This window comes from Phascolarctobacterium succinatutens CAG:287 (assembly GCF_000434895.1).
GTDB lineage: Bacteria > Bacillota > Negativicutes > Acidaminococcales > Acidaminococcaceae > Phascolarctobacterium_A > Phascolarctobacterium_A succinatutens_A.
On the sequence record NZ_FR892804.1, the window covers coordinates 20,494 to 31,029 of the forward strand.

The window sequence follows — 10,536 nt, forward strand, 5'->3', positions numbered from 1 at the left end:
ACACGACTCTCGCAGTAATGACCTTTCCTGCTATCCTGCAGGAAACACAAACACCTGTTGCAGGTGCACTTGCCCTCGGCGTCGGCGTTGCCACCGCCTGGCGCGGCATGAGCCTTTTTCATGTGGCTTGCTGCTGCTGTGCAGTAGTGTTTATCGTAGAATTTATCATGGTGCCGTAAAGTGCCAAAAGCTGCCGGCTCAGGAGATTTTTCTCCAGGCTGGCGGCTTTTTGTATTACTGTAATCAACGTGCGTTTAATCCCAATTCATTAATTAATGCGCGCTGCAAAAGATTAGAAAAATTGATATCGTTATCAATTGCCATATTATTAAGCCATGCAGGAATCGAGAGCGTTTTCTTCACTGCCTTAGCATTATACTTTTTATCATACGCCAGCTTATCAAAAGCAACCATCATCACAAACTGACTGCCTTCCAGGTTGATTTCATTTGGTTTTGATGCCTGAGGATATTCTTCAGGCTTTTTACCTTCCAACATCAGGCCAATCACTTCCTGCACCATCTCCAAAGCTTCTTCCAACGAATCTCCTTGAGTATTGCAGCCGGGAATATCCGGAACATAAACAGAAACGCCTACTTCCTCAGGTTCAAAAATTACCGGATAAAAATATTTTTTAGACATAAAACGCTCCTTTCTTCTCCTTATCGTTTTAATCCAGCCTGCTTTAAAATAGCCTGTTCTAAGCCTTTCTTTAATTCTTTAGTATGCAAAGGTACAGCAACAGTTATATTCCGCTGTGGATTAAAATATTTTTGATGAGAACCATTATTGCTCTTCACATAAACAAAACCATTTTGTAAAAGCAATCTGATCATTTCTTTAGGGGTTAGTGGCATGAACGCAACCTCCTTTAATTTATTATACTACGTAATATTACGTATGTAAAGGAATGCACGCTGCAACAAAAAAGTCTTCGCACATATCTAAATATGCACGAAGACCAAAAGATTATTATAAAATTTTTACCTCACAGTAGCCAATGGAACATGCCGAAATAAGAGAAAACACACAACACGGAAACGCCCAGTGCAGAAACACCGAACATTTTCATAAAAAGATTCTGCTGCTGCTTCTGATTAGCATTAGCGGCCGAAGCATATGCTGCCAACGCCAACGCACCGCCTGTAGAAAGCGGACTGATGGCAGCGACATGTGAAATCGTTGTAATCGAGGAAGCCAATTCGAACTCATTCACCCCGCCAAGCTGCTGGGCAACATGCGGCACAGTCGGCAGCAGCGTAGGCATAACAACACCGCTGCTTGAGCTGAACCAGCTCATAATTCCGGAGGTAAGGCCCATAACCGCTGCAGCGCTTTTAGCGCTCATCAGCGAAACAAGCACATTGGAAAGCACCTCAATACCGCCGAGATCTATAATCAGCTGCATCAAAACACCGACACCGGTAATCAGCAGCAGCGTATTCCAAGGAATGTGCCTGATAGCTTTGCTCTCATCGGAAACACGTAAAAAGGACAATACTGCAGCAACTGCAAAGCTGACCAGTCCGACGTTAATTCGCAAAAGCATAACCATAAGCACCATCACTACAATACCGGCAATAGTCGTCAGCTGCCTTTTGTTAAAGCAGGGAACTTCTTTTTTCTGCTCCACAGCAGCAGAACGCAGCTTATAACCACCCAATAAAATGTAGACAATAACAGCATAAATAGTAAAGGAAAGAATGCCATTCATAAGAAAATCATTTTCAATACCGGTTAAGCCAAACTCTGCGCACAGATTCGCACCGATAATGCCGGTAGCAGCAAGCGGTGATAAACCACCGGCGCAAGAACCCAAAACCGTTAAGGTTGAAAGCAGCACAGGACTTATTTTCATTTCCGCAGCCAAGGACATAGAAAAAACCATCATTATCGCCATAGTAGGCACGGAGCCTGGGCCAAGCGCGGCAAGTATAATCGAGAATACATAAATGATGACCGGAATCAGATAAACACGCTTGCCCGCCAAGGAAATTACCTTCTGTGCCAGCAAATCCAGACTGCCGTTAATCTGTGCCAGACTGAACAAATAGGTTACACCCAAAAGCATCAGAAACAAAGAAGCATTGAAGCCTTTAATAATTTCTGCATCACTGATGCCTGCCATACGTCCCAAAAGCAAGGCAAAAGCTATGCACAAAAGACCCGTATTCATCTTACGGATAAAACCAAGCATAATTGCCAGAAGTAAAAAACCCAAGGATAACAGAGCCATCGGAAACCTCCAAAAAATTTATTTGAGAGTGTATTTGAGAGTGTAACAACGGTAATATTAAATATAACAGAATCGCCATTTATATAATAACACTTAGGAATTACTTTGTAAAACAGTAGTTTTGTTTAATTTATTCTTGTTTGGCATTAAAATTATTCCGTGCAGGAATAGTCTTTTTATTATCGCCAGCAGTGCAGATATATGCTATGCTATTCCAACTCTTTAAAGCAAAATAGTTTATTTCCTGCAAAATAAATGTTACAATAAATAATTGAGAGAAGATTAGACAATTTTCATAGCTATAACAACGCTGTGAAAATTACATTATGGAGATGATTGCTTTGCCAAATTATGCAGATATCAACGGACGGCCGATGAAGAAGCTGCAAATACAACAATACCTGCGCAAGCTGCAGCTCAACGATTTCGAGCCGGCTGTTAATTTAGCAGCCTTGACTAAATTGCAGGACGCGCACCTCAAATATATCCCCTATGAAAATTTTGACTGTCTTAACGGCAAAATTACCTCGCTCAAAAGACAGGATATGTTCAATAAGGTTATCATGCACAACCGCGGCGGCATCTGCTTTGAGCTGAACGGACTTTACAACTGGCTTTTGGAATCCCTGGGCTTTGATGTGACCAGCTATTCCGCCCGCTTTATCGATAAAATGGAAACCTACCAGCTGCGCCGCCACCGCGTAATGTGTGTAGCTTTAGGCGATAAGCGTTATCTTACCGATGTCGGCGTAAACAGCGAAAGTCCGCGTGTACCGTTGGAAATTGTTGATGGACTGATTCAAAGCGACGGCATCAGCCAATACAAGTTTACCCGCAGTGAATTTTGGGGCTGGCTGCTTTGGCAGAAGGAACGCGGTAAAATTTGGAAACGCCTCTTTGGCTTCACAGAAGAACCGCAGATAGACAAGGATTTTATTACCCCCAGCTTCTGGTGCGACGCTCATCCCGACTCACCGTTTATCAAAAGCAAAAAGCTTTCTATTTTCCGCGAGGACTGCAATATTACCATCCGCAGTAACTATTTAAAATTTTACCTCGGCGGTCGCGTTAAGTACCGCTATAAAATCAACACCGGTGCCGAGCTCAAGGAAATTCTTTGGGAGTATTTCGGTATTAATGTAGACTACCGCCTCAAGGATGACGGTATAGAATACTAAGCCGACAGGAGATTTGTAAAATGCCTGATTTATTTTTTCCAAGTTATACAAAAAAAATACTGTCTGCCTTAAACGCTGCCGGCTATGAAGCCTATCTTGTCGGCGGTGCCGTGCGTGATCTGCTTTTGTGCAAGACACCGGATGATTACGATATCACCACCAATGCTCTGCCGGAGCAGGTTCTGGCAGTTTGTAAGCAAAATGGTTGGAAAACTGTTGACCAATTAGGTCATAATTTCGGCTGCGTAGTCATCGTTATCAACGGCGTTGCTACCGAAGTAACAACCTTTCGTGGCGAACGCTATAACGATGACGACATGCATCGCCCTGCTGCAACCTGGTTTTGCAGCAGTCTGCGCGAGGATTTGAGTCGCCGTGATTTTACTGTCAACGCTATGGCGCTATCACTGGACGGCACATTGTATGACTACTTTGACGGTCAGCAGGATTTGCAGCAGAAAATTTTACGCACTGTAGGTGATGCTAAGCAACGCTTTCATGAGGATGCGCTGCGTATGCTGCGTGCCTGCCGCTTTGTGGCACAGCTCGGCTTTACGTACGAGCAGACAGGCTGCGAAGCACTGCCTGCCTGCGGTGCGCCTAATACGCCCTACTACCTGCCGCATGGCTACAGCTTTCCGGTTGAGCGCTGTGCCGGACTTTCGTTGGAGCGTGTGCGCAAGGAGCTGGAAAAGCTCATTACATCTGAATATGCAGGCAAGGGCTTAATGCTGATGATGGCAACAGGCCTTTTAGGTACAAGCTGCCATGCCCGCGAAAACGGCAACGATACTGTTATTCCCATTCTGCCGGAAGCACTGCATCTTTTAGGTCTGCACCAAAATCCACGCTTTCATTTATACGACACCTGGGAGCACACACTGCTGGCAATTGACAACAGCCCGCACGATTTAGCCATCCGTTGGGCGTTAGTGCTACACGATCTGGGCAAGGGTTTGCCGAATATACGCAAGCTGAATAAGGAAGGACAGCCAAGCGATCCCGGCCACGAAGCAGAAAGCGCAAAAATGGCTAAAGCTATCCTGACACGTCTAGGCTATAACAAAAGCTTTGTACATTTGGTTACCTGGCTGGTAGCGCAGCATATGCGCTTCGCGCCTATGCTGCTCACTGGCGAGCGCACCCTGCTGCGCTGGGTGCGCAGCGAAGCTGCCAACTCCGGCTTCCGCACGCAGGCAGAGCTGGCGCAGGCCTACAGCCTGCTGGTAGAAGTTTTTCTTGCGGATATGGGTGCTACCCACGCCCGCGAGAACGAACAGCTGATGGCCGAAGGCCGCCTTTTAGGCCGTCAGGTTGTGGAGCTGGTACGCACACGCATGCCTGTATGCAGCAAGGACCTTGCCATCGGCGGCCGCGAGCTGCTGGAGCTTGTTTCCAAAGCAGAAATCAAAAATATTCTTACCTACCTGCTGGAACGCGTACAATCCGGTAATCTTCCTAACGAAAAAGAAGCTTTGCTCACAGCAGTCCATAAGCATCTTAAGCGTAAAACTACACTCAGTTCAGGAGAGCAGCTATGAAAACAAAACGTATTTTATTGGCCATTGTTTGCCTGATAGTCATTTTAGGCGGCCTTAATTATCTTTTGCAGCAATCCCCTATGCCCATCGGCACACCAGGAAGCACACCGGCAGCCGGTGCCGCACAATTCGTAGGCAAACACGATATCAAGGATTCACCCTATTTTAAACATCCTGATTTTTATAATATGCAATCTGACGAGCATCTTACTATTTTGCCGAAATTTGCCACTACGCAGCAAATCACTCATTATACCTGTGGTCCGGCCGCTGCAAATATGGTAGTAAAATATTACAAGGACAAAACGCTTGATGAAGAGCTGGCCGTTGCCAAAATCATGGGCAGCAGCAAAACAGTCGGCACTAATACTAAAGGCATGGTAAACTACTTTGAAAAAATCGGCTGGGATATTCATTCCTCCATCAAAGATAAAACTCCCGACAACTATAAGGATTTCCTTAAATTTGTCGAGAGCAATCTGAAAAACAACACACCTATTATTGTAGAAAACGTCGATTGGGGCGGGCATTGGCGTGTCATTATCGGTTATGACAGCATGGGCACCGCACACCAAAGTGACGATGTGCTTATTATGGCAGATCCCTATGATACTACCGACCATCTGCAGGACGGCTACAGCATTGTGTCGGCAGAACGCTTCTTCTATATGTGGTTTGACCATCAGCTTTTCCCGCAAAGTGAGCAAAAACGCCAATGGCTGACTGCTAAACCGAAAGATTAAAAAGCACTCCATAATGTTTTTTCCAAAACAAAACCGTTGCCGCATTTTCCTGCTGCAACGGTCTTTTATTTTATATGTATAAACTTTTAGCTTGCAGCTTCCTGCTCCACTCCGCGCACACGCGTAAAGTACGAATACAAGGCTAAGGCCATAAGCACGCAACCGGCAAACACAAGCACATAACGCGAGCTCATAAAGCTGCCCAAGGCACCGCCAACAAGCGGTCCTACAACACCGCCAAACTGCTGCGCGCTCGTAACCAGGCCAAAGGCCTTACCGCGCATATTAGCAGCAGTAACACGCGTCAGGTTAGCATTGATATTAGGCACAGCACCTGCCAGGAACAGGCCGTAAACAAACTGAATAGCTGCAAACTGCCAAACAGTATTGATGAACACCTGGAAAAGGTTAATAAAACCGGCAATAAAGGTTACAATACAGAAAACGCGCACATAACCGAAGCGTTGGCCGCGTTTTCCCCAAAACGGCGCCGCCAAAATGCCGGTAATGCCGGACAGCGAGAAAACTACACCGGACATCTTGATAGCAGCATCACCCATATCATGCATCAGCTCGCCTACGTACAATGTAATCAGCGGCTGAATCAGCATTACGCAGGTCTGCACCACAAAGAACATAGCCATAATATACAACAGGCCCTTGTTATGCAAAGCATTCTTTAAATCAGTCAGCAGATTACTTGCTTCGCGCGCGCCCTTATTCAGTACGGACATATCCTTAACGATAAACACTACGGCACTAGTTGCAATAAACAAGGCCAGACTGCCTACATAAAACGAAGTACGCATACCAAACCAGCTGCTAAGATAACCGCCCATCAACGGTCCCATGATAGTTCCGCTGGCTACCGCAGTCTGCATCAGTCCCATACCCCAGCCCATACGCTCCTCCGGTAAGGATGAAGACGCCATCGACATACAGGCAGGCACAAAGCCGGCAACAACACCGCACACAATACGCACCAGAAGAAGCTGATAGACATCCTGACAGACGCCGGTCAGGAAATAGGTCAGCGCCAGGCCGTAGCCAGCGCGAATCGCCATCTTCCTCTGCCCGACATGGTCAGCCAATGCGCCCCAATAAGGTGCCATCACGGCAGAACCCATAAAAGTTACGGCAAAGGTAATACCTGCCCAGAAGTTAACATCAGGCTGGGCAACATGCAGCTCACGCAGCAGATAAACAGGCAAAAAAGGGATGCACATTGTATAGCTGGCACAGCATAAAAATACTCCCAGCCACAATACCGGCAAATTTGCCTTCCAATTGCCTTTGTTGTTAGAAGTAAAAGCTTGTATTGACATTTTATCTCCCTCTCATCTCTCTAATTGCTATTATAACACATTGCAGGCAGATAGTCACAGCAGATAAATGCCGAAGCTTTTTCTTTCTAGACAATAGATACACTTTTAGCGTATAATATTGTTTAGATTAAATTCGTATTGTTAGCGATAAAGTAAATCGCTGACAACTTTATCAACGTAAAAATCAAAATGCAGACCTTGAGCCTGTAAAGGAGAGTGCAGAATTTGAAACCATATAGCATGCAAGAATTAGAAGAATGCGGCTTTTTATCAAAAATGTTCGGCAGCAAGCCGACCGAAAACGGCTGGAAGGAGCTCAACAATCTGTTGGCTGCAGCACCAGACGCTTTGGCTGTCAGTGCCGATGATGTACATCACGCCCTGAAAAAATGGGGTGTAAAATTCAATGATGATAATTTCAACCAACGCAGCGGCATTTACCGCAAGCTGGCGGATGTTATCTTTACCGAAGTACAGACTAAGGAAGACAGCCTTTGGGGACAGCTTGCACACTTAGCAGAAATTTTGGAGCTGCCGCCGCATCTGGCAAAGCAGGCTGATAAGGCAGCAAAAACAGCTGCTTATTTTGTCCGCTGCCGCGATTTGCTTGCAGGCACCGAAAAGCTGGATATCAAACAATTGAATGACTTATTCGGCTATGATTACGAAGACAGCCTTTCCATGCGTAAGCAGGTTTTCCAAGCACACTTCAACCTAAAGTTTGATGAAATCAGCAACGCACAGCGTTATACTCCGGAAGAAGAAGCTGCCCTGCGTGCCGATTGCGCAACATTGGATATCCCTTACGAATTAAAGAACAATATTGTCAGCGCTCTGGAAAAATACCGCAGCCTGTGGAATGCAGAGCATATGCCTTTAGGTGATATCAAGCAGGATGCCTTCCCGCTCAACCCGGGCGAAATCTGCCACGCCTATACCAACTGCGGTCTATGCCAAAACAAAATGATAGAACGCGAGGACAATTACTATGAGCTGACACGCAAATTCCGCATTGATGAAACTGTTGCCTTCAAGGGCGAAAAAATCGAGCATCCCAAATTCACCGAGGAAATGACTATTATTGAAGAGCTTGGCATGTTCTTCCTTACTAATCAACGTTTAGTTTACATTGGTAAGAAAAACGCCTTCCACATCCCACTCAACGTTCTCAGCGGTGCTGATTTTGACGGCATCAACATTGTAACCTTCCATCACACCGATGGTACCGACAGTATCTTTAAATTCAGTGACGAGGCTGCCGGAGTTTTATACATTCTGTTCGAAAGAACCTTAAAGGCTGCTAAAGCATAAAACATCATATATACAAAATACCCCTGCAGAAATTTTTCTGCAGGGGTTAAATTTTTATCAGCTGTAAAATTTACAAGACAGCTTAAGCCGTCAAAGAATTACATGCACTCTTTGATTGCTTTAGCCATACGTTGGATACCTTCAACAATGCGGTCATCCGGCATGTTGGAGTAGTTGATACGCATGCTGCGGTCAGTCTTTTGGTTCGGATAGAAGGCATCACCGATAACGCCGGCAACCTTCATCTCGATGCATTTGTTGAATACTTTGCGTGCGCTTACGCCTTCAGGGAAGGTCAGCCACAGGAACAGACCACCTTCCGGATGAGTCCATTCGGTGCCAGCCGGGAAGTATTTCTCCATGGATTCGAGAATCAGATCACGACGATGTTTGTACAGAGCAACGATTTCTTTAACATGCTCATCCAGGTCGTATTGTTCCATGTAAGCATCTGCAACGCCTTGGTCAAAGTTAGAGGTATGCAGGTCAGCACTTTGTTTGATTTTTACAAACTCGCTCAGCAGGCTATGCTCTGCAGCAATCCAGCCAAGACGCAGGCCCGGGCAGAAGATTTTGGAGAAGGTGCCCAGGAACATAACCAAGCCTTTGGTATCCATAGATTTCAGGGACGGCAGGATAGTGCCTTCATAGCGCAGTTCGCCGTACGGATTATCTTCGAGTACAGGCAGGTTGTGTTTGTTAACAACTTCCATAAATTTTTGACGGCGTTCCATGGACCAGGTACGACCGGTCGGGTTTTGGAAGTCAGGAATTACATAGATAAATTTGCAATTCGGAGTGGTTTCCAGAATTTTGTCCAGTTCTTCCGGAATCAGACCACCGTTATCGGTCGGAACCTCAACAAATTTCGGTTGGTAAGCGTTGAATGCGTTCAAAGCGCCGAGGTAAGACGGGCTTTCACACAGAACAACATCGCCGGAATCCAGAAACAGCTTGCCTGCGAAGTCCAGGCATTGTTGAGAACCGGTGGTAATCAGAATGTCATCAGGATCAACGTTGGTGTGATATTTATCAGCCATGCGTTTAGCAATTTTTGCACGCAGGGACGGACGGCCTTCGGTAGTTGCATATTGCAGCAGTTGACGACCTTCCTTCAGTACCAGGTCATGAGAAACCTTGGCAATTTCTTCTACAGGGAACAGCTCCGGTGCAGGCAGACCGCCGGCAAAGGAAATAATATCAGGCTGAGCAGTTAATTTTAACAGCTCGCGGATTTCAGAAGCTTGCATACGCTCCATACGTGTTGCGAATTTCATGTTTAAAAACCTCTCTTCATTGGAAACTATATTATTTTACCGTAACACTTATTGTAGCACCACAATCTAAAACAAACAAGCAAAATACCGTTTTCGATTAATTCTATTTATTTTTATGGCAAATTGTGTTAACTTATTAACGGTTTGCGCGGAAATTTGTTTGTTTTAATATTTCAGATACTTCAGTAAGCCATCCAGACCTTCCATGATATCGTCATAGGTCACTTCAAAGTCACCCGTATACCACGGATCGGCAATGCTTGCACCCTTACGCTCGGTATAATCGAGCAAAAGATGCACCTTACCCTGCGTATCTTCACCAATTACACGACGCAAATTACGGATATTATTGCTGTCCATAGCCAGCAGTAAATCGTAATATTCGTAGTCACGCTTTGTCACCTGTACTGCATGCTTGCCTGCGACGCTGATGCCAAGCTGCGCCAGCTTGTTACGCGTACCATAATGTACGGGATTACCGATTTCTTCCCTGCTCGTCGCTGCCGAAGCAATTTCAAAATCAGCGGCAATGCCGCGCTTTTTTACAATGTCCTTCAATAAAAACTCTGCCATAGGCGAACGGCAGATGTTGCCGTGGCAGATGAAAAGTATTTTGTACATAGTGGTTCAACTCCTAATTCTGCCGTATCTTGCCTTGTTCTGAGGCTATTTTCGGCATTATTGATTTTTTCTGCAGTACAAGCTGCAACGCAAATTATAGCGAAATACGGCAAAATTTTACTACCGCTTAGTAGTAAAGTTGGTAGTAAAACGAGAAAGTCTTACTACTAAGAAAACCCGCTCATAGATTTGAACTGGTTTTCTTAAGCATCTTACTGAGTCACATTTTTTACTCTGTACTTAATTCTATATGGTTTCAAAGACGAATCCCTATAATCAATTTTGGCATCGTTCAGCAGGCGTC

10 protein-coding genes and 1 pseudogene are annotated in these 10,536 nt (G+C 45.3%); 5 read left to right on the forward strand and 6 right to left on the reverse strand.

The genetic code is table 11. The features are described 5' to 3' along the window. Positions 1-179 (forward strand): annotated as a pseudogene (locus BN587_RS12215) (AzlD domain-containing protein); the annotation flags it as partial. A gap of 64 nt (positions 180-243) precedes the next feature. Here the strand turns inward: BN587_RS12215 and BN587_RS07440 are convergent. From BN587_RS07440 to BN587_RS07450, 3 genes are all read right to left on the reverse strand, one after another. Further along, the gene (locus BN587_RS07440; protein WP_021720503.1) at positions 244-642 is read right to left on the reverse strand and encodes a type II toxin-antitoxin system HicB family antitoxin; all 399 of its coding nucleotides are present in this window, start codon (positions 640-642) and stop codon (positions 244-246) included. A 20-nt stretch (positions 643-662) separates the two neighbouring features. Beyond that, a complete protein-coding gene (locus BN587_RS07445; RefSeq protein ID WP_021720504.1) occupies positions 663-857 on the reverse strand; it encodes a type II toxin-antitoxin system HicA family toxin in 195 nt (64 codons plus the stop codon). A 131-nt stretch (positions 858-988) separates the two neighbouring features. Next, positions 989-2,236, reverse strand: a complete 1,248-nt coding sequence (locus BN587_RS07450; RefSeq protein ID WP_021720505.1) for an SLC13 family permease — start codon at positions 2,234-2,236, stop codon at positions 989-991. A 332-nt stretch (positions 2,237-2,568) separates the two neighbouring features. On the opposite strand from BN587_RS07450, the gene BN587_RS07455 reads away from it, so the two are divergent. From BN587_RS07455 to BN587_RS07465, 3 genes are read left to right on the forward strand one after another with little or no spacing between them, the layout of a single operon-like run. Then, positions 2,569-3,414, forward strand: a complete 846-nt coding sequence (locus BN587_RS07455) for an arylamine N-acetyltransferase family protein (RefSeq protein WP_303684909.1) — start codon at positions 2,569-2,571, stop codon at positions 3,412-3,414. A gap of 20 nt (positions 3,415-3,434) precedes the next feature. Beyond that, positions 3,435-4,955, forward strand: a complete 1,521-nt coding sequence (locus BN587_RS07460) for a CCA tRNA nucleotidyltransferase (RefSeq protein ID WP_021720507.1) — start codon at positions 3,435-3,437, stop codon at positions 4,953-4,955. Next, positions 4,952-5,698, forward strand: a complete 747-nt coding sequence (locus BN587_RS07465; RefSeq protein ID WP_021720508.1) for a C39 family peptidase — start codon at positions 4,952-4,954, stop codon at positions 5,696-5,698. The genes BN587_RS07460 and BN587_RS07465 overlap by 4 nt, the downstream gene beginning before the upstream one ends. 86 nt (positions 5,699-5,784) lie before the next feature. Here the strand turns inward: BN587_RS07465 and BN587_RS07470 are convergent, their stop codons facing one another. After that, positions 5,785-7,023, reverse strand: a complete 1,239-nt coding sequence (locus BN587_RS07470) for an MFS transporter (protein ID WP_021720509.1) — start codon at positions 7,021-7,023, stop codon at positions 5,785-5,787. A 225-nt stretch (positions 7,024-7,248) separates the two neighbouring features. Here BN587_RS07470 and BN587_RS07475 point away from each other — a divergent pair, with 225 nt between their 5' ends. Continuing rightward, on the forward strand, positions 7,249-8,334 hold the full coding sequence (locus BN587_RS07475) for a hypothetical protein (protein WP_021720510.1): 1,086 nt from the start codon (positions 7,249-7,251) through the stop codon (positions 8,332-8,334). A gap of 98 nt (positions 8,335-8,432) precedes the next feature. Here the strand turns inward: BN587_RS07475 and BN587_RS07480 are convergent, their stop codons facing one another. Both BN587_RS07480 and BN587_RS07485 read right to left on the reverse strand, forming a co-directional pair. Then, complete coding sequence (locus BN587_RS07480) at positions 8,433-9,611, reverse strand: PLP-dependent aminotransferase family protein (RefSeq protein WP_021720511.1); 1,179 nt, start codon at positions 9,609-9,611, stop codon at positions 8,433-8,435. 165 nt (positions 9,612-9,776) lie between these two features. Further along, positions 9,777-10,232 carry a low molecular weight protein-tyrosine-phosphatase gene (locus tag BN587_RS07485; protein WP_021720512.1) on the reverse strand — a complete coding sequence of 152 codons (456 nt, stop codon included), beginning with the start codon at positions 10,230-10,232 and terminating at the stop codon, positions 9,777-9,779. Positions 10,233-10,536 lie beyond the last annotated feature (304 nt).

Coding starts and splice junctions, on each gene's coding strand:
- BN587_RS07440 (WP_021720503.1), bottom strand. CDS start 642: ATGTCTAAAAAATATTTTTATCCGGTAATTTTTGAACCTGAGGAAGTA.
- BN587_RS07445 (WP_021720504.1), bottom strand. CDS start 857: ATGCCACTAACCCCTAAAGAAATGATCAGATTGCTTTTACAAAATGGT.
- BN587_RS07450 (WP_021720505.1), bottom strand. CDS start 2,236: ATGGCTCTGTTATCCTTGGGTTTTTTACTTCTGGCAATTATGCTTGGT.
- BN587_RS07455 (WP_303684909.1), top strand. CDS start 2,569: ATGATTGCTTTGCCAAATTATGCAGATATCAACGGACGGCCGATGAAG.
- BN587_RS07460 (WP_021720507.1), top strand. CDS start 3,435: ATGCCTGATTTATTTTTTCCAAGTTATACAAAAAAAATACTGTCTGCC.
- BN587_RS07465 (WP_021720508.1), top strand. CDS start 4,952: ATGAAAACAAAACGTATTTTATTGGCCATTGTTTGCCTGATAGTCATT.
- BN587_RS07470 (WP_021720509.1), bottom strand. CDS start 7,023: ATGTCAATACAAGCTTTTACTTCTAACAACAAAGGCAATTGGAAGGCA.
- BN587_RS07480 (WP_021720511.1), bottom strand. CDS start 9,611: ATGAAATTCGCAACACGTATGGAGCGTATGCAAGCTTCTGAAATCCGC.
- BN587_RS07485 (WP_021720512.1), bottom strand. CDS start 10,232: ATGTACAAAATACTTTTCATCTGCCACGGCAACATCTGCCGTTCGCCT.